Source organism: Mesorhizobium sp. P160187 (assembly GCF_057766425.1).
The window spans coordinates 1,589,187-1,607,813 of the sequence record NZ_JBYMDX010000004.1; the positions used below are offsets into that span (position 1 = coordinate 1,589,187).

Annotated in this window: 14 protein-coding genes; 6 read left to right on the forward strand and 8 right to left on the reverse strand. The window is 60.3% G+C overall.

Annotation, left to right across the window (positions count from 1 at the left end):
• Window positions 1–105: 105 nt before the first annotated feature.
• From AC3CCE_RS24715 to AC3CCE_RS24745, 7 genes are all read right to left on the reverse strand, one after another.
• The gene (locus tag AC3CCE_RS24715) at window positions 106–897 is read right to left on the reverse strand and encodes a PRC-barrel domain-containing protein (protein ID WP_352512427.1); all 792 of its coding nucleotides are present in this window, start codon (window positions 895–897) and stop codon (window positions 106–108) included.
• Window positions 898–1,352: 455 nt separating this feature from the next.
• The gene (locus tag AC3CCE_RS24720) at window positions 1,353–3,398 is read right to left on the reverse strand and encodes a CHASE2 domain-containing protein (RefSeq protein WP_352512425.1); all 2,046 of its coding nucleotides are present in this window, start codon (window positions 3,396–3,398) and stop codon (window positions 1,353–1,355) included.
• Window positions 3,399–3,413: 15 nt separating this feature from the next.
• Window positions 3,414–4,238: a FecR family protein gene (locus tag AC3CCE_RS24725; protein WP_352626544.1), complete on the reverse strand. Its 825-nt coding sequence runs from the start codon at window positions 4,236–4,238 to the stop codon at window positions 3,414–3,416.
• Window positions 4,235–5,452, reverse strand: coding sequence for a tetratricopeptide repeat protein (locus AC3CCE_RS24730; protein ID WP_196814065.1), 1,218 nt, complete (start codon window positions 5,450–5,452; stop codon window positions 4,235–4,237). Before AC3CCE_RS24730 ends, AC3CCE_RS24725 begins: the two co-directional genes overlap by 4 nt.
• A 529-nt stretch (window positions 5,453–5,981) precedes the next feature.
• Window positions 5,982–7,169 (reverse strand): magnesium transporter, encoded by a 1,188-nt coding sequence (locus AC3CCE_RS24735; protein ID WP_352626542.1) that lies wholly within the window; start codon window positions 7,167–7,169, stop codon window positions 5,982–5,984.
• Between the two features lie 201 nt (window positions 7,170–7,370).
• Window positions 7,371–7,526 (reverse strand): hypothetical protein, encoded by a 156-nt coding sequence (locus AC3CCE_RS24740; RefSeq protein WP_352626540.1) that lies wholly within the window; start codon window positions 7,524–7,526, stop codon window positions 7,371–7,373.
• A 143-nt stretch (window positions 7,527–7,669) separates the two neighbouring features.
• Window positions 7,670–8,386 (reverse strand): pentapeptide repeat-containing protein, encoded by a 717-nt coding sequence (locus AC3CCE_RS24745; RefSeq protein ID WP_352626538.1) that lies wholly within the window; start codon window positions 8,384–8,386, stop codon window positions 7,670–7,672.
• A gap of 900 nt (window positions 8,387–9,286) precedes the next feature.
• Between AC3CCE_RS24745 and AC3CCE_RS24750 the strand changes: the two genes are divergently transcribed.
• The 5 genes from AC3CCE_RS24750 (at window position 9,287) to AC3CCE_RS24770 (ending at window position 15,426) form a co-directional block, all read left to right on the forward strand.
• Window positions 9,287–9,592, forward strand: a complete 306-nt coding sequence (locus tag AC3CCE_RS24750) for a hypothetical protein (RefSeq protein WP_155927121.1) — start codon at window positions 9,287–9,289, stop codon at window positions 9,590–9,592.
• Window positions 9,593–9,843: 251 nt separating this feature from the next.
• Window positions 9,844–11,292: a TolC family protein gene (locus tag AC3CCE_RS24755; protein ID WP_352626536.1), complete on the forward strand. Its 1,449-nt coding sequence runs from the start codon at window positions 9,844–9,846 to the stop codon at window positions 11,290–11,292.
• A gap of 37 nt (window positions 11,293–11,329) precedes the next feature.
• On the forward strand, window positions 11,330–13,462 hold the full coding sequence (locus AC3CCE_RS24760; protein WP_352626534.1) for a type I secretion system permease/ATPase: 2,133 nt from the start codon (window positions 11,330–11,332) through the stop codon (window positions 13,460–13,462).
• Between the two features lie 43 nt (window positions 13,463–13,505).
• Entirely contained in the window at window positions 13,506–14,795 is a 1,290-nt protein-coding gene (locus tag AC3CCE_RS24765) for an HlyD family type I secretion periplasmic adaptor subunit (protein ID WP_352500306.1), read from the forward strand.
• Complete coding sequence (locus AC3CCE_RS24770) at window positions 14,785–15,426, forward strand: ribbon-helix-helix domain-containing protein (protein WP_352626531.1); 642 nt, start codon at window positions 14,785–14,787, stop codon at window positions 15,424–15,426. The genes AC3CCE_RS24765 and AC3CCE_RS24770 overlap by 11 nt, the downstream gene beginning before the upstream one ends.
• Window positions 15,427–15,511: 85 nt before the next feature.
• Here the strand turns inward: AC3CCE_RS24770 and AC3CCE_RS24775 are convergent, their stop codons facing one another.
• Window positions 15,512–16,456 carry a transglutaminase-like cysteine peptidase gene (locus AC3CCE_RS24775; protein ID WP_352626528.1) on the reverse strand — a complete coding sequence of 315 codons (945 nt, stop codon included), beginning with the start codon at window positions 16,454–16,456 and terminating at the stop codon, window positions 15,512–15,514.
• 323 nt (window positions 16,457–16,779) lie between these two features.
• Between AC3CCE_RS24775 and AC3CCE_RS24780 the strand changes: the two genes are divergently transcribed.
• The coding region (locus AC3CCE_RS24780) for a hypothetical protein (protein WP_488377212.1) at window positions 16,780–18,627 on the forward strand (1,848 nt) is incomplete at its 3' end.

Sequence of the window (18,627 nt, forward strand, 5' to 3'; positions counted from 1 at the left end):
GAAGGGATCGCCTTCTCGGTACGAGTGTGCCGCGGGTGACGGGTGTGGATTGGCTGTGTTGTGGGTCAGCACGATGTACTATGGGCGAAGCGCCCTAACCGCGGGTCACTTCACGCCAGCATCCGTCTGCTTTGCAGCTTCCCCATACCGGGCAGGATCCGGGTTCAGGCTCTGGAAGATAGCGTCGTTGGTGGCGCGCCATTTTTCGTCCGCCAGCCATAGATATTCCTGGTCAGGCATCAGCGGCACCATCTTGACCTGCGCGCTGGAAATTCGAAGATAAAAGCTGTTGCGGGCCTCGTTCACCTGCAGGTAGCGGAGGGGAACGACGATGCTGTCCTTGCCCGCTATGAAGAAACCGGCAGCTGCGACGACGGCATAGTCCCAGCGGTCCTTCGTGCCGATAACGACATTGCGGACCTCGCCAACGATCTTGTCGTCGGAACTGCGAACTTCCGAGCCCACGATCTCGTCGACGCGCAAGCCCGGGCCGAGTTCGTCGATGTTGATGAGGGGCCGTGCGTCCGGCGCGTTGCGATTGCCCTGAATTTCGCCCCCCTCATGGATTTGTGGTTCGCTCGCGGCCAGCTGCTGGTCTGCTTCGTCCTCATCGTTGTCGCCGAGCTTCCCCATGGAGGGCGACGCAATCAACTGGCGGATGTTGGCCAGCACTCGCTCGCAATCGTCGTGCAAGCCGTAGGACCACAGGATGAACGCCGCATCGCGCAGTTTGCGCAAATCGCGCACGAGATAGCGGTTCTCGGGCTTGCGCAACTCGGGGCTCTTGAGCACCGCCTCTTCGAGCTTTGCGTCAGAAATGTTGCACACGGCAAACGCCGGAGTAACGCCGAGCGCGCAAAAAAGCGCCAAGGGCGCTGCAATTTTCGCAAAAGTCATAGGATATCCGTTCGGCGGCTTCGAGTGACGAGGTCGGTCTACCTAGACTGGTAGGAACGTACCGCGAAATGCTCGGTACCAACTCAACATAATGCGAAACTCACAGATTGGTTCCGTCATATACTGGCCGGCGGCGAGCTATATTCTTTCCCGAATATCGCGCCGTCGATCGTCTTACCCCGGAATGCGAACGAAACCGAGCCCCGCTCTTCGTCGCTTTCAAGCTTGAGCCGGAGGCGCCATTGGTTCATCCGTGGCTGGATGGTTGGAGACATGGGTCGGCCATTCGCCCTTTCGGCGCGCGTTGACTTTCTCGGCCAAACATATTGGCCTGCTCTGTGGCTCTTCGGAAGACCACTGGTTCCTCCACGCGAGGTGTTGCTTGGCTCCCGTTCGAGCCGCCACGCAAGGTCGTCTGTGCCGGTGACAATCGCATCCTGCGACCCGTTGGCCGATCAGCGCGTGCTTCGGGTTCGGGGTGCAACATCAAGCGGCGCCATTTGCACGGATGGCGGCGAACCAACCACCATGGCGGGGGCGCCAGATTGCTCACCACGTTGGCTCTCTACTTCGCGGCTCATACCTTGTTGAGCAGCTTGCATCTCCGCAACGGTGAAAACCGGCACCTCGCCCTTGAAACCCTGGAGCTCAAAGGCGCCCGCCTGGACGACCGGCATCGATGCTCCTGCCGCAAAGCCGGGTCCAAGCACCAGGGGGATGCCCAGCTTCTTGGTCGTCGATTCGAGCCGTGCCGCGCGGTTCACCGGGGAACCGATCGCGGTGTAATCGAAGCGCCGTTCGGAGCCGAAATTGCCTACCGAGCAGATGCCGGTCTCAATGGCGACGCCGATTTCGATGGAGCGATGGCCGTCCGCGGTGAAGGCGGCGTCTTCGCGCTTTACCCGCTCGATCAAGGCAAGGCCCGCGTCGAGCGCACGCTCACGATGATCGGGTTGATCAAGCGGTGCGTTCCAGAAGGCCAGCACCGCATCGCCCATGAATTTGTCGATGGTGCCGTCGCGCTTGAGTATCTCATCGGTCGCAATGCCGAGGAAATGGTTGACCACCTTGGCGATCTCTTGGGTGTCGAGCTGTTCGCTCATGGTCGTGAAGCCACGTATGTCGCTGATCAAAATTGTGATCTCGCGCTTCTCGCCGGACAGGATTGCCTCGGTGTCCGAGCTTGCGAGGCGCTGCACCACGGAGGGCGACAGATATTGGGAGAACTGTCGCGTCAGGGTGGACCGGCGCTGCTCGCTGCGCCTGTAGAGGACATAGCCTTCGAAGCCCGCAACCATGATGGTTGCAAGCGCCGGCTGCAGCGGGTCATAGAGTGCACCCTGCAGGCTGTACTCGAGAGCGCCGAACACGAACGGCGTGACGGCCAGCAGCGCCAGGGAGACGGCGCCAAGCACGACACGCCCGGCGAGCACTCCGGAAAGCCCGATGAAAACGACGGCACTGAGGAGAAACCAGAGCCGCTCGAGCATACGCGCGTGCGCTGGCTCTGCCAGGAAGCGCCCGGCAAGCATCTGGCCGATCGCATCGGCGTGGATCTCCGCTCCTGGTCGCGCTGGACTCGTCGGCGTGGGCAGGTACTGCGTCAGGCCCACAGCCGACAGGTCGACAATGGCGATGGCGTCTCGCAGCTGCGGATCGCCATGGCCCGAAAGGATAGTGCTGGCAGACAGGCGAGGCGTGTCCGTGGCGGTTTCCCAGAGGCGGATGCTCCCCTCCGGCTCGAGCGGCACAATGGCGCCTGCCATCCTGAGTGCGTCGAACCCGGCTGCATTCATCCGGGCTGTGTAACCGTCCTGTCCAGCGTAAAGGCGCAGGAGCTCGAGTGCGAAAGACGGCCACAGCTGCGCGCGTTGAGGGGTGTTGCGAAGCCAGAGCAGCGGCACATGGCGCAGTACGCCGTCGGGATCGGGCAAGGTGCGAATCACGCCGAGGCCTGCGGCGGCGTTCGAGAATTCGGCAAGCGAGCCGGTAAGACCGGTGAAGCCGGGAAGTGTATCGGGTACTTGCCCGACGATCGACCAGCCGGCTTTGGGTTCTGCTTCTGAAACCGTCGCTTCATTGCCCAGGCTGACGGCAAGCGCCGTTCGATTTTTGGACAGCGCCGCTGCCAGGCGCTTGTCTCCGGCGATGCCCTCAGGCGAGGTGTCAGCCTCGGGGAGTACCAGCGCAAGCCCGACCACCGCCGCGCCGGATTGCGTGATGCCATCGACCAGATCGGCCAAGAGGCCACGGTTCCAGGGCCATCGCCCATGTGCCTTGAGGCTGGCGTCGTCTATCGAGACGATCACGACAGGATTGCTCGTCGCCTGGCGTGGGGCGAGAAACTGATAGAAGTCGTACGTCCGCTCACGCAGGCGCGACAACGGCCCGTCAAAAGCCAAATGGCAGGCGAGCAGCAGGAGCACGACCACAAGGCCGGATATTTTGCGCCTGCCGGCTTGCCGCCAATCAGCCCAGCGCCTACCGACCGAGTGGCTCATCTCGTGCAGCCAGGCCTAATCGCAGTTGTAGTAGTAGCAGCAACCCTCACCCTCACACTCGCCCCGCCGCCCCCCGCTGCCCGCAGGTGGCGTTGGGCTGTCAGGGAATTCCATGACCACTCCTGGCAGTGCGCCGTCCCTGGACCCGCAGACTTTGAGCGAGGAGCCTAGAGCCGACGCACAAATTGCGCTTACGTCCAACCCAGGACCCGGTGCGCCCGGCAGGCCGGTTCCCGCTATCCGGTCGATACTGTCCAAGATCGGGAAGGCGTCGATGCCGCCGTAGCCGGCCAGAAGCTTGCCATCGTCCGACGTACAGGCGTAGCCCGGGTTCGTGATGACCAGCCGTTTGCCATTGATCGTGCAGGTCATGCGGCCGGCGCGCAATATGCCGACGGTCTGGCCGGCTGCCACCAGCACTTCGATGATGCCGCCTCTCGCTCCGAGCACCATGTGCGGCGTCGCAACCTGCATGACGCCCCCTTTCGAAACCTGGCCGCCATAAAAACGGGCTAGGCCGCTGTTCATCCCGATGTCGATCTTTCCCGACCCCGAGCCCGGATTGTAGACGAACTCATCGATGGTCAGGCTGGTGTTTGGACCAATCTTGGCGCTCGATTCATCCCGGAACACCAGCATTCCGAGACCGGTGGGATTGCTGCGCAACTGGTCGCCGAGTTCGACGCCGGCGCCAACGTTCATCGTCCCGCCGTTATTGCGGACGATGATGGTCTGATAGGCCGTCATCGACCCGACCGTCTCAGCAGCGGATGGTGCCGCGAAGGCGAGGCAGGCGATAAAAATGACGATCTGATGACACCTCATCGCGGCCTCTTTCAATTGAGCGTCAACGTATAGCTCATGAGCATTTCGAACGATTTTCGGTCGCGGTTGGCGAGGGCGAAGTTGGTTTTGCGGTAGGCGAGATCGACGCTGATCTTCTGCGCTTCCGTCAGCTGAAAATCGCTTTCCGAGGCAATGCGCCAGAAGTCGCTCTTGATATTTGTGCCGATGCCGACGGACAGATCGGGAGTGTCGCTGTGGCCGGCCGATAAGGCGATCTGGTGCGACCATGCGAAAAGATCCGGTACGTTCATCAACAGGCCGCCATAGCGGACCTCGCCCGTATAGCTGCGGCTGATTTCGCCCGATCCGGAAGCGAAGTCATTCGAGCCTACAAAGCGCAAGCCGAGCGCCTGGCCATTGCGGAAGCGGTAGCTGCCGCCTGCCTCATAGAAGACCCTGCTATCCGCGAAAATGCCTTGCGAGGCGCTTAGATCGATGTAGCCGCCGCCGGCGAAGAGCGTCGTCTCGACCGTCGGGCGAACGACGAAACGTCCACTGAGGCCGATACCGGTTTCGTAAATGTCGCTGTCGAAACGATCCGTAACGGTGAACGCGGAAAGCAGCAGGCGCAGCGAATCGATCCCGCTGTTGGGCAGTCCCTTGTCCCAGGTTATCGCTGCGTTGCCGTGGATAAAAGTCTTCTCGCCACCCGGAACCGACAGGTCTTCCGTGAAAAGACGCTCAGTCGCGGTCAACGACCCCGAAAGAACGAGCGCGTCGGCACTTGGCGTGCCGAGGTCCCACCGCACAAAACCTTCCGCCTGCCCGTAAGGCGAGACGAAGCTGTCGTCGTCCTGCGCCCCGCCTGGCTCAAAATCGGTGAATGCGCTGAATACGCCGCCGGTCAGGGCGAGTTCCCAGGTGACGCCACGCAACGCGCGCTCGATGCGGGCGAGCAGGCGAACAGCTTCCTGTTGCTCACTTGCGGTCAGACCTCCGACTTCGATGCCGTACTGCACCTGCCGCCGGGCCAATTCATAGGACCCGACATGATAATATAACCGGCTGGCCGCAAGCCGGGCGCGCGCATCGCGCGGGTATTGGATCAGATACTGCTCGATCGAGGAGATCGCCTGATCGTATTGCCCAGCGTTGACCGCGACCGTGACGAATTGGGCGAGCGTTCCATTGTCGGCCGGACTGGCGATGCGGGCCGCAAACGCATCGTCATAGGCCCCAAAAAGACCTTGTGCGCCGGCCGGCAACACGCCGGCACAAAGCAGCGCTGCGGCGACGCCGAAGATCGTTCGAAACGAAGATTGCATGCCGAGAACCCACCCCAAACCCGACTAGTGCGAGGGATTTAGCACGACTGCAAGAAAAAGGCGACTGAACGGTCGCCGGACTTATGCGAGTCTCGGCAGCTGTTGCAGCTGCGCAACAAGATATCCGGTTTATTCCTGTTTCGGCTCCGCTGATTGTCAAAAATTCTTCTCAACATTGCTGCACATAATTGAAGTATTTGGCCCAAGGCGTAACAACTCAAATCTCATCAGTAGTGGATCGCACAGCCGACAAGATTAATATTGGGTGGGCGATCCTGCGTATCTGGTCACCAGGCTTCAAGGTCACCACGGCTTCTCCAAAGGCCTTCCGTCGCGTTTCGCAAGGGGCGGAGAGCTGCCGGAGGTGCTTCTCACGAGGCGTGTGCGATTCGGCCCGGGTCTTGCAATTTCTTTGAACGCGAGGTCAGCTCATTGCCCCAACTCCCAGGGACGCGTCACCGCACGCAGCTTGCTACAGCACGAGCATGGTGGCCAGCCCCAGCATCAGGCCCATGCCTACAATATCGGTCACGGTGGTGAGGAAGATCGCCGAGGCGACCGCCGGATCGGCGCCTACCCGGCGCAGGCCCAACGGGATCAGCACGCCGGAGATGCCGGACATGAGGCACGATCCGGACATGGCAAGCAAGATCACAAGTGCCAGCATCGGTGCCTGTGCCGCCGACTCCGGTCGCCTCGAGGCATAGAACCACATCGCCGCAGCCGCAACAACGCCGACGAGCGCGCCGTTGGCGACCGCGAGCGCGCCCTCTCTCATCACCAAGTGCAGCTTCGGTCGTTTGTCCACATCCCCCAGGGCAAGGCCGCGCAGCGTCATAGCCAGTGCCTGGCAGCCGGTGTTTCCGCTCTGCCCGGCCAAGACCGGGAGGAACGCCGCCAGGGCGACGATCTTCTCGATCGTGCCTGTGAAGGAACTGACCACGAATGCGGCCATGAAGGCCGTCAGGAGATTCAACTGCAGCCACGGATGACGCTTCAGGAAGGCTGAAAACAGCGGCGTAAAAGAGCGCTCCTCCTTCTGGAGGCCGACCATCTGGCCAGACTGGGCGGAAATCTCGATGATTTGCTGCTCGAACAAGCGCCAGCCGCGAACCTGCCCAAGCAGCCGGTTCTCCGCATCCACCACCGGATACACAGGGTAGTGACGCCGTACCGCCGCCTTGCATGCGTTACTCAAAGAGAGACCGACATCAAGAGCGAACGGCCTGGGCAGCATGATGTGATCGACAATCGCGTCGGGTTCGCTCAGCATCAGATCGCGCAGGACCGCCAGGCCAACCAGTTTATTGCCCTTGTCCGTGACGTAGAGATAAGTGAGCTCGGTCGGCACCTGGGCGCCTCTGACAGCTTCCACCGCGGCAGCAACCGTCGTCCCGACAGGAACGCTGGCGGGGATCGGGTCCATCACCTCGACGAGCGACTCGGGGATCGCGAAACCCATGTCACCATCATGAGAGCTGATGGGCTGCATATGCAGTGGCAAATGCTCGGCCACCTTACGGGCGTGCCCGTCAGGCAACAGCTTTAGTGTGTCGCGGATGACCTCGGGAGACTCTCTAGCGAGCAATTCAGCTGCGTCATCAGGTGCTCGAGCACGCAGCGTGCGCACCAACTTCTGAACGCCGGTCTCTTCGTTCATATGATATGGCCCCCAATTGAAAGTGAAAAAGTTGTGAAGTATCGGATCGCACCGGGGCGGAAATACGACAGCTTCTTCCGGCCCCAGCAGTCCGCCTTGTGGTTCTCGCAAGTGCCGCCTGCACGCTCCTAGCTTGAGAAGGCAAAGCAGACGTCTACATTTTGGGCGTGCCCTCGTCAGGTCAGCATGCGAGTGTCCGCGCTATTTCCCTCGCTTTTCAACCTTTAGATTTGGGAGGTCGGGTCGCTTGGATACCACACCGGCCTCCTTCAAGGCGGTGTATCCAACCTTTTTGAGGAGCTTCTCTGTTTTGGCGCGCTCCTTGTCCAGAGCGGTACCACCTTTGACCTTGGGCATTCGTCCTCCATTTGGTCGTTGTCGTTCGCCGGTAAATGAGATTGCCGGAAATGTCCCGCAGTGTCGTGCTTTGACCCCCGGCCGAGGACTGAATTGAGGCGCTTTGCCGCCCGGCAGCCTTTGGCGGGAAGCGGACGGGCGGGCTATTCCTGCTGGAATTGACAGGGCCAATTTTCTGGCCTCGTCATGCCAGAAGGCAACTCGGTCCGGGCGTCCCCGCAAGCCATGTTGAGCTGCCACTGGGACAGACCCGCCGAATTGGATAGATCGAGGCCCTCGATACGGGTCAGAAAGAAAAAAGCGCCCTCAAAGTCTATCGGTGCGGTGAACTTCGCTCCTCGGAAGTCCGCCCGCGCGAGATTGGCAAACGAAAAGTGGCTGCCGCTGATATCGGCGTCATGGAACTGCGCACGCCCCAATTCCGCCTTTGTGAAGTCAACATTGACCAGATTGGCGTCCTGGAAATTCGAGCGCTGCACTTCCGCGCCCGCAAACACGGCGCCCTGCGCGTCCATATGGCTGAAGTCGGTCCTGTAAGCCTCGATTTTGTCGAACCGGGCGCCTTTGGCGGTCGAGCCGGCCAGGGAAGCGCGCACAAGCGTTGCCTTCTCAAAATTTGCCGCAAGGAGATTGCTGTTCCTGAGGTCGGTCGAAGTGAAATCAACACCGAACAGGTTTGCCCCGCTCAGGTCCTGTCCTTCTAGGATGAGAAGCTTTTTGTCACACTCCTGCCAATTGACGCCAGACGTCGCGGCTGCGTAGCAATCTTGAGCGGCGGTGGCGTTTTGCCAAGCCAATACAGTGCAAACCGCCAGAACCAAGCCGGATCCGCCGTAAGCTCTGGTTCGTCTCAAAGTCATTGTTGCTGGACCCCTCTGCTACTCGTCGACAATCAGCCTTACCACATCTGCTGACACTCGAGCCACGGTAACGACCGCCGTCACAGTTGCGCATCAACGATCCGCCGATAGCCAGCAGCAGCTTGCGGAACTCATCGAGAGGTGGGGAAAGGCTTTGACGGCAGAGCGCTTTTTCGCGGATGCGATCACAAAACAAAGAGTTCGGCGTAAGCCGTGAGTTATTGGTGGGCCCGGAGGGCGAACGGAAATTGTTGATTTTGCTGAATTTTGGTGGGCCAAAATCTGAAAGGTTCCCGTGTCATTCCGTATGCTCCCGCGACCCCAAACTGCCGACCATAGCTGACCTCGTTTTGCAAACGTTGGGAGATAGGGTCCAGAACCGCGGAAATGGGGGCGGTTGCAGATCGGCAGCTGTGGCAACAGCGCGCGACCAGCTGACGGTCTAGCGCCTCGATATGGCCGATGAGACTCGGGAAGTAACAAACAAGCGGCAGCTTGCAGGCAGTTGTGATCGGTGGAATGGATTTACGTCGAGGCGCCGGACCAGGACGGGCTCACTTGCCTCGAAGTTCAGCCTGTTGGAATGGCGCGGAGGAACGAGTAGTGGTATCTAACGAGCCGGCGGCCTCGATGTTTGACCGCTCGTCCTGCAACTCTCGTATGTCGTCCCGCAAAGTGGTGGCGCAACTGACCACTTCGTTCCGCATTGTTTAAACAGCGTATGACTCAATTACAGTCAAATTTTTTACAGTCAAATTTTTTTCTGAGCTGCGAAAAGGCCGACACTAACCGTCAAAAAAATTGCGCTTTTGATTTTAACGGAAAATCGCCGCAAGAAATATTTGGGGTTTCACTAGCTATCGGGATCAATCGAGCGATTTTTGGACCTTGCAGCATTCGATGGCCTACCGAACCGCCTCAAAAAGTACCGTCACCTCTTCGGTTGACCCAGTCGTTGATCGGCCGTCATACGAGCCCTATGCTGGCACGCTGGCCAGTGAAGCAGTCGTCGGGGTTTATTCGCCGGCTCAGGGATTTATGCCCACGCTTCAGGTCGAAGAAAGGCAGGGGTGTCCGTTCCAGGCTCTTGGCAAGCGGGCTAAGATTATCCTGCCGATTGTAGCTGCCAACCAAGATGTTGTCGGTCACCTCGCTGAAAAAGTACACCCAGAAATAGTCAAGCCATCAGGAGCAAATAGGTCATAAGGTGGCCTTGCGGTCCTCCTTCCCGGAGCGGTTTCGCTTGCCTGTTCAAACTCGGACGGCTGTTACCCAAAAACCGCAGTGGGTATTTTATGTGCCATTTTTGCGACATTCTATAGAATTTTGCTTGAATTCAGCGTTTTAGCGGTCACTAAATCAATAAGTGCTCCCATATTTTGCAAATTTGTGAACAATCACGGTTGAGTTGTAACGCCTGGCAATAATGGCGCAGGGGAACGTTGGGGTGGGGTGAAATGAATACGACATCTATGTCGGCGATAGGCAAGCGCCTCGGCCTGCTGACGACGGTCGCCATATTGAGTTGTGGGAATGCTCACGCGCTCACTCTCCAGGAGGCGATGGCGGTCGCGGTGGAGTCCAATCCCGAGATTGGTCAGGCGATCGAAAACCGTGAAGCAATCGAATTCGAGTTGCGCCAAGCGAAGGGACTTTATCTTCCCAGCGTCGATGTCGAGGCGTCGGCAGGGGTTCGCCGTCTCGACAATTCCTCCCGGCGTGCGCTGTCCATAGAGGATGACGCGCTCTATCCGGCGGAAGCCGATGTCGTTGTCACGCAGACGCTTTATGACAGCGGCGCAAGGCGGGCGGAACTGAACCGTCAGGCGTCGCGGGTCGACGGCGCATCGTTCCGGGTGCTGGAACGGTCTGAATTCATTGGACTGTCTGTCGTCCAGGACTATCTCGAATACATGCTGCAGGCTTCGATCGTTTCAGAAGCGAAGAAGAATCTGGGCTTTCACCAGGCAATCCTTGGCGACATCCGGCAAGGTATTGCAGGCGGCGCGTTGAACGAGGCTGATCGCCAGCAGGCCGAGGAGCGGCTGTTCGCTGCCAAGGCACGTATGCAGGAGGCGACCGAAGAACTGGAGGCTTCCAAGATACGGTTCTTCAAGACGGTCGGTAAGCCGCTGACCAACGCGTCAAGGCCAGGCGATGTCTCGAGCGCGCTGCCAAGGTCGCTCGACGACGCGCTAGGGCTGGCGCGACAGAACAATCCGCGCGTCCACATGGCCAACAGCGATATCGACGCCGCCGCCTCCCTGGTGGATGCGGCGCGGGCGAAATTCGGGCCCTCCGTCATCGCCGAAGGCCGCGCCCGCGGCGGCTATGACATCGACGGCGACGATGGCGACGCTAGCGACCTGCAGGCGCGGCTGGTGCTGCGCTGGAACCTCTATCGCGGCGGCATCGACAAAGCCAACGAGCAAGAGCAGGTCCGCCGGACCAGCGAGCAGCGCCTTGTGCTGCACCAGGTTCTGCGCGAGATCGAGGAAGCCGTCCGTACGTCATGGGATCGCCGCTTCCGGCAGGCCGATCTGGCAAAGACATTGAAGCTTCAGGCTGCCGCCAACGAAAGGCTGGTGGCGTCCTATCGCGAGCAGTTCAAGGTCGGACAGCGCTCGCTGCTCGACGTGCTCGACGCGCAGAACACGCGGTTCAACACAGCTACGCTTGCCGACACCGCATCCTACGCGTCGCTTTTCGCGCAGTACCGGCTGCTGGCGGCAACCGGGCAGTTGCTGAAGACCATGAATCTTCAGCCGGCAAAACAGGCCACCGCCTATGCCAAGGCCGAGTTCAATGCGCCTGAAACGGCCGACACCGAAACCTATGCGCGCACGCCGTCGGAGCAGACGAACGATCTGCCTTTCGACATCCTCGCACCGGTAAGAAAGAAGTAGGAAGGTCAAGGACGAACGATAGTCCTGCGGGCCAATCGTGAACCCACAACCCAAAATCCTCTCCCCAAAAGAGGCGTTCAAGGCCTGCTTCTCCGCTGTTGCCGGGTACCTCGGCAGGCCGAGTTCCGAGACCGTGCTGTTTGCCGGCGTGCCGCTGTCAGACACCCGCATCGATATCGACGCCATCCGGCATCTTGCCGAACGCATCGGTCTTGAAATCACGGAATTCAGCCACCGCGACTTTCTTCGCGGACGCATCGACCTTCCCGCCATTCTGTTTCGCGTGAGCCAGTTGCCTGTAGCGCTGCTTGCCCAGACCGAGGACGGTGGATTTACGACCGCTCCCCAGGAAGACGGCCGCACGACAATCAGCAAATCCGAGTTTTCCGGAAGTTATATTAGTGGCGGCGTTTCGTTCTCGATAACCTATGCCAACGCAGTAGAGGCGATGAGCGTCGGTTCGGCGGCCAAGATCGAGCGGCGACATTGGCTGACCGGCACGATGGGGCCGTTCTGGCGCACCTATTCGAAGGTCATCCTGTCGGCGGTATTCATCAATTTGTTGGCTCTTGCCTCACCGATCTTCACCATGAATGTCTACGACAGGATCTTGCCGAACAAGGCGATATCGACGCTCTGGGTGCTGTCGATCGGGATCGGCGCGGTCATTCTGTTCGACCTGCTCTTGAAGACCGCCAGAGCGTCACTGATCGACTATGCCGGGCGCAAGTCCGATCTTCGCATCTCCTATATGCTGTTCGAGAAGGTGCTGAACTCGTCCTTGTCGGCAAGGCCCGGCTCAACCGGCGAATATGCAAATCGGGTGACCCAGTACGAGTTCGTGCGCGAGTTTTTCACGTCGAACACCATCAGCGTCTTCATCGACACAGCCTTCGTCTTCGTCTTTCTTCTTGTCATCTATGCGATAGGCGGTTGGCTGGTCGTCATACCGGCCATAGCCTTTGTCGCCTCGGTGATCGTCGGGCTGATCACGCAACGGCGCATCGGCAAACGCGTTGCCGCTTCCATGAACGAGGCTTCGCAGCGCCAGGCCCTGCTGGTGGAATCCATCTCCACGCTGGAAACGATCAAATCGCTGCGGGCAGAGGCGTACCTTCTGCGAAAATGGGCGGAGCATTCCAAGAACGCATCCAACACGTCCGAGAAGATCAAACAGCTTTCGGCTGCCGCCGGCAACATAACGCAAGCCATCCAGCAGATGGTCACCGTCGCTTTGATCGTGGCCGGCGCCTATGCCTTTTCGGAAGGGCATGTCTCGACCGGCGCCATCATCGGCACCGTCATGCTGGCAGGCCGGGCAGTGGCCCCGCTTGGGCAGATTGCGATCACCTTGTCCAGACTTCGCCAGGCGATGCTGTCCCTGCGAATGGTGAATTCGATCATGGCGCAGCCTGAGGATCGGCCGGACACGGTTGGTTTCGTCAACCGCCCCATTCGCAACGGTGCAATGGCATTCAGGAATGTCGGCTTTGTCTACCCGGGTTCCGAAAACGAAGTGCTGACCGGCCTGAATTTCTCGGTGAAGCCCGGTGAGCGGATCGGCATCATCGGCCGCATAGGCTCGGGAAAGACGACCATGGGGCGGCTGATCGGCAGGCTTTTCCTGCCGACCTCCGGCGAGCTGCTGCTGGACGGGATCGACATCCGCCAATACCACCCGTCGGAGGTTCGCGCCGCCGTCGGGATCGTCGCGCAAGCCAACGATCTGTTTTCGGGCACCATCAAGGAAAATCTCCTTATGGCGTGCCCGGAGGCGACCGATGAGCAGATCGTCGAGGCGGCCAAGGCTGCCGGCGTCGACGACTTCGTCTCCCGCCATCCGCGAGGCTACGACATGAATGTCGGCGAGCGCGGCACCAATCTCTCGGGCGGTCAGAGGCAGACAATGGCAATTGCCCGCCTGTTGCTGACCAAACCGAAAATCGTGTTCCTGGACGAGCCGTCCGGCTCGATGGATCTGGCTTCCGAGCGCCAGCTGATCAAGCAGCTCAAAGTGGCTTTCGATCGCAACACGACGCTGATCGTTTCGACGCACCGCTTCAGCATGCTCGAGCTGGCCGACCGCCTGATTGTCATCGAGCAGGGCAAGATCGTTGCCGATGGACCGAAAGACCAAGTGATACAGGCGCTGCAGAAAACAAGCGCCTGACGAACAGAATTATGCGTGAATACAGCACGTTGGGACGTGGTAAATGCTAGCCAGGGAAGACCGTCCGCCGCTTTTTGCGTCGGCTTCGATATTCATTATCGGAGCGCTCTTTGCGAGTTCGGTAGCCTGGGCGTCCTTTGCCGAGGTCGATGAAATCGCACGCGGCGACGGCAAGATCATACCGGCGTCGAAGACCCAGATCATCCAGGCCAGCGAGCCGGGCGTGGTTCAGGAAATCGCCGTGACGATCGGTCAGGTCGTCAAGAAGAATGACCTCATCATTCGTCTCGACAACACCTTCAACACTTCCAGCCTTGGCGAGCAGCAGGCCAAGGCGCGGGCGCTGCAGACGCGCATTGCACGGCTCCAATTCGAACAGACCGGCAGCCTCGAGGGCGCGTTTCCCTGTCCGTCCGAGATCCAGAAGGTGGCGCCGGAAATCTGCGACAACGAGCAGAAGCTGCTCGTCGCGCGGCGCGACAACTTCGAAGTCAAACTGTCGGTTCTAAAGTCGCGCCTCGATCAGCGCGAGAAAGAACTCGACGAAGCCAACGCCAATGCCGATCGCCTCACCAAGAACCTGGCCGTCAGCGACCAGGAGGCGAAGCTGGTCGAAGCGATGGTCAAGAAAGGCCTGATGGCGCGAACCGAGCAGCTCCGCGTCGAGCGCGAGCAGACCGAGCTCAACGGTCAGCTGACGCTTGCCGGAGAGACAATCAAGAAAGCCAGGTCGGCCATCACGGAAGCCAAGCTTCAGGTCGATGAACTCGGCCTGCAGCTGCAACAAGAAGCGCTCAGCGATCTCACGCAGGCGCTGGCCGATCTCTCGGTGGTGGACGAGACGATACGCGGTGCCACCGACAAGGTGGCGCGTACCGATATCCGTTCGCCTGTCGATGGTATCGTCAACACGCTTGACATCAACACGGTCGGCGCCTTCGTCCAGCCCGGCGCGGTCGTCGCGGGTATCGTGCCGACGTCCGAGACCCTGCTGGTCGAAGCCCGGGTCTCACCGCGGGACGTCGCCTTCATCCGGCCGGGCCAGGATGCACTGATCAAAGTGACTGCCTATGACTTCTCGATTTTCGGCGGCATCGAAGGCAAGGTCTCGAACATCACTGCCGACAGCCTGGTCGACCAGAAAACCGGCGAACCCTATTATCAGGTCCGTGTCGCCACCGACAAATCGACGCTGACACGCGACGGCAAGACCTATTCGATCATCCCCGGCATGATCTGTTCGGTCGACATCAAGACCGGACGCAAAACGATCCTCACCTACCTTCTGAAGCCAATCAACAAGGCGCGGGAGGAGGCAATGAGTGAGCGATAGTGCGATCTCCCGCCCGGTCGATCGCGACCGGCTGCTGACACCGCTGGCGAGTGAGGATTTCGGTCTCGAGTTCCGGGTTGTGGCGCGTGGCGGCACGCGCCGCGGCATTCGTCTGGAGAGGGCGTTCTGGACTTCGCTGAAGCAGATGGCGGAAAGCCGCAAATGTACGATCGGCACACTGATCGAGGAAATTGCAGAGAGCCACGCCAACGCCGGAAACCTAACATCGGCAATCCGCGTAGCCTGCATGCGTGGACTGGCCGACCAGAACGTCACCTTGCAGAGGCTCGCGTCGATCAAGACCATCAACGCCATTCTCGTCGCCTGTCCCTCGCCGGCCTTTGCCCTGGCATCGTCGAAGAAAATCCTGACCTTCAATGCGCCGTTCCAGCAACTGGTGCGGCGGCAATTGCCGGTGGCGCCGAACGAGGACGCGCGCCAGGATCTCAAGCTGGCGCTGGACCTCAATGTCGCCGACATATTCGCCAGGCTCGACGCCAATGGCGAGACGCCGGTCGCGACCGGTTTCGTCATAGGCGCCGGCGACCGCCGCTACCGCGGTCAACTGAGCGCGGTGCGGGCGCCGGTGGTCGAGCCGGAACTGCTGATGGCGTTCGTCTTCGGCGGCTAGAGCAATTCCGGGAAAAGTGTGAGCGGTTTCCGTGGAAAATTGCGTCAAACAAGAGATAGAGCGCTCAAGACTCTCTGATGGGAGCTTACGGCTGCACACCTTCACCAGGCGCGACCGTCGAAAGGCCGCCCTTGATATCGGCTATTTGAGCAGAACCGGTCTTCGCGCCATGGATCCACGCGCGATCGGTGCTGAACGAATACAGCGGCACGTAGGTCGGCAGGTCTGTGTCGCGGGAAACTACATTGCTCAAACTGTCGAGAATAAAGACGCCGCTGCCGGTGCTGACCGACAGCACGGCATGAAAGAAACCGCGCTTGCGATCCTGCAAGACGACCAGCGACATGCTCTGCGCCGGGATGCCTGCATGCAGCAGCGCGGCCATCTTGAGGATGGCGAAATCCTCGCAGTCCCCTGCCCGCCGCTCAAGGATTTCCGCGGGCTTGGCCCAGTAGTCGAGCTTGCCGTAAACCACGCTGTCCTTCTTGTAGGCGATGGCGCGATTTATACTTGAGTTGACGAAGGACAACTTATCGATGAAGCGCTTGTTCCCGGCTGCCTTGACGATCTCGGCAAAGGCGCTGTTCTTGCGTTCGCACGCGCTGCTCGCGGTACAGTCCACAATTGCCTTGTAGACCGGCGCCCAGCGCGCCGAAACCGGGAAATTGCGCATCGACAGGGCAACAGAACCGAACACGCCGGGAATGATCGCCGCCGTCTGGATCGGGTCGATCCCGGCGGCGGGCGGCGCGATCGAAGAACCACGCTTTTCATCAACGGCAACAGGACCATAGCTGCTGAAAATCATGCCGATCCAGTAGGCTGAAACCGGCTGCCATGGCTGCGGCCGAGCCAGCGAAACGCCGCCGAGACTGGAAGGGGTTTCGACCGCCGCCAGAACTCCAGCGGCAGCGCCGGCATTCACGGTAATTGCTTTCGCGGATGATGGCTGCGGCAGGCTTGTGATCGCCATTGCCAGCAGGATGAGCCTGAGCCCGGTTATTCCCAGGGCAGATTTTTCTTTTTTCATAACGCCCACCTCTTGACTGTGGACGGTACCAATCTTGTCTCAAATTACTGGAAAGGAAGGTGGATAAGTTTCCTTCAATCGGGAATACCCACTTTGTGTAAAACTTTATTCAAATTTATACTTCTGTTTACCAATCCAGCTCAGCCGGCGGATATCAAACGAGGCGCGGCTCGGCCAATGCATATCAGATTATATCTTCCGGGTTTACCACACGTAAAAAATGCCGAGACTTGCATACTGGGATATATGAAATTGATTGCGGGACAGTTGCAAAGCAGAAGTCGTCACTGTCTCTATCCGGGAAATGCCGGAGGGGTTTGGCGATGACGACGAGTAACGATTTGGATACCGTCTCGAATTCTTGGGACGAGCACTCTTCACATGAACATGGCGGCCCGCCATCGCAGGCAGGCATCCAGGTAGCGCAGGCCGCTCAGGCGGCGCCTGCCGAGCCGGTACCGGTCGATGTCGGCAGTGGCGCACCCGTTCAGCCGGCAGCACCCGCGGAGGCGAAAGCGCCGGCGGCAGCCGCGCCGCATGGATACGTGGCCGACGCCAGCAACATCGTGAAACTTCCGGCGGACGTCTCCATCGACAACATCAAGGTCGACGGCCACAATCTGTTGCTGGAACAGGCCGACGGTTCAGTCATCCTCATCAAGGATGGCGCGCTCAACGTGCCGACCTTCATCATCGGTGATGTCGAAGTTCCGCGCGTGGCCTTGCTGGCCGCTCTTGAAGCGAGCCACGTCGATGTCGCCTTCGGTGCCGATGGTTCCATATCGGCCGGCCCGGGCGGTTCGAACCCAAGCGCCGGCGCAGACTTCTCGGTTCCCCCCGGTGGCATCGGCGACGGGTTCGGTCTTTCGGCACTGTTGCCTCCGACAGACCTGGCGTTCGGCCAGCCGGATCATCGCGAGCTGTTCCCAAGCCTGCGGCCGGATTCCACACCGTCGATCATCGACCTGACGCCTTCCGTCGAGGGCGGCGACACCATCGTCAATGAAAAGGGCCTGCCGGAAAGCCCTGGGCCGGAAGGTTCGGGCGAAGCGTCGGCGCCAGGCGTTGACGGCGACATCTCCGAACACAACACCGGCACCTTCACCATCGCCTCTCCCGACGGTGTCGGCTCGCTGACCATCGCCGGCCAGGTGATTTCGGGCGCGGCTCTTGCCAACAGCGCATCGACGCCGATCGACATCATCACGCCGCTCGGCAACACGCTGACCGTCAACGGCTACGACGCCAGCACAGGCCAGGTGAGCTACAGCTACACGCTCGTCCATAGCGCGACTCACCCCGACGCGGGGACAGATTCCATCTTCGACGACATGACGATGACGGTTACCGACACCGACGGAGACGTGTCCCTTCCGGGCACGCTGTCCGTTCAGATCGTCGACGACGTGCCGACGGCGCATGATGAGGCCTCGCAGTCGATTGCGGAAGGTGCCCCGGCGCTGACGGGCACGCTGGACTTCGTCGCCGGCGCCGACGGCGCGACGGTGACGCATATCAACGGCACGGCGCTGATCTTCGATGCCGGCACGGGTTACTCGCAGTTGATCGACATCGGCGCGGGCACCATCCAGGTGAAGGCGGACGGGTCCTACTCGTTCACGCCGGACGCTTCGGTGGATAACAGTTCCGGTCCGGTAGCTGTTAACGCGACCTACACTGTGACGGACGGCGATCTCGACACGTCGATGGCCAACATCGCCTTCACAATCACGGACGGCGCGGCCCCGGTTGCCGGCGCTCCGATCACGCTGGCGCTTGACGACCAGAACCTGAGTGACGGCTCGACGCCGGCCGGCGCTGACTTCGCCTCGAACTCGATCACCTTCACGCCGGGCTCGGATGCGATCGCCTCGATCGCCTTTGGCACCGACCTGAGCGGGTTGAACACCGCCAACTTGACCTGGACCCGGGTGTCGGACACCCAGGTCGTCGGCAATGACGGCGCCGTGACTGTGGTGACGCTGGATCTGGCGGTTGCCAACAATGTGGCAACGGTGACGGCGACGCTGAACAACAATTACGATGCCCATCCTGGCATTAACGCCGACGACCTAGTCGATCTGGGCCATCTCGGCGTGGTTGCCACCGACACCGACGGCACCCAGGCGACAGGCACGGTCAACGTGACGGTGTCCGATGACGTGCCGATC

Excerpts from the sequence above, each read along its gene's own strand:
- AC3CCE_RS24715 (WP_352512427.1), bottom strand. The coding sequence starts at position 897 with ATGACTTTTGCGAAAATTGCAGCGCCCTTGGCGCTTTTTTGCGCGCTC.
- AC3CCE_RS24720 (WP_352512425.1), bottom strand. The coding sequence starts at position 3,398 with ATGAGCCACTCGGTCGGTAGGCGCTGGGCTGATTGGCGGCAAGCCGGC.
- AC3CCE_RS24735 (WP_352626542.1), bottom strand. The coding sequence starts at position 7,169 with ATGAACGAAGAGACCGGCGTTCAGAAGTTGGTGCGCACGCTGCGTGCT.
- AC3CCE_RS24740 (WP_352626540.1), bottom strand. The coding sequence starts at position 7,526 with ATGCCCAAGGTCAAAGGTGGTACCGCTCTGGACAAGGAGCGCGCCAAA.
- AC3CCE_RS24745 (WP_352626538.1), bottom strand. The coding sequence starts at position 8,386 with ATGACTTTGAGACGAACCAGAGCTTACGGCGGATCCGGCTTGGTTCTG.
- AC3CCE_RS24750 (WP_155927121.1), top strand. The coding sequence starts at position 9,287 with ATGGCCTACCGAACCGCCTCAAAAAGTACCGTCACCTCTTCGGTTGAC.
- AC3CCE_RS24755 (WP_352626536.1), top strand. The coding sequence starts at position 9,844 with ATGAATACGACATCTATGTCGGCGATAGGCAAGCGCCTCGGCCTGCTG.
- AC3CCE_RS24765 (WP_352500306.1), top strand. The coding sequence starts at position 13,506 with ATGCTAGCCAGGGAAGACCGTCCGCCGCTTTTTGCGTCGGCTTCGATA.
- AC3CCE_RS24775 (WP_352626528.1), bottom strand. The coding sequence starts at position 16,456 with ATGAAAAAAGAAAAATCTGCCCTGGGAATAACCGGGCTCAGGCTCATC.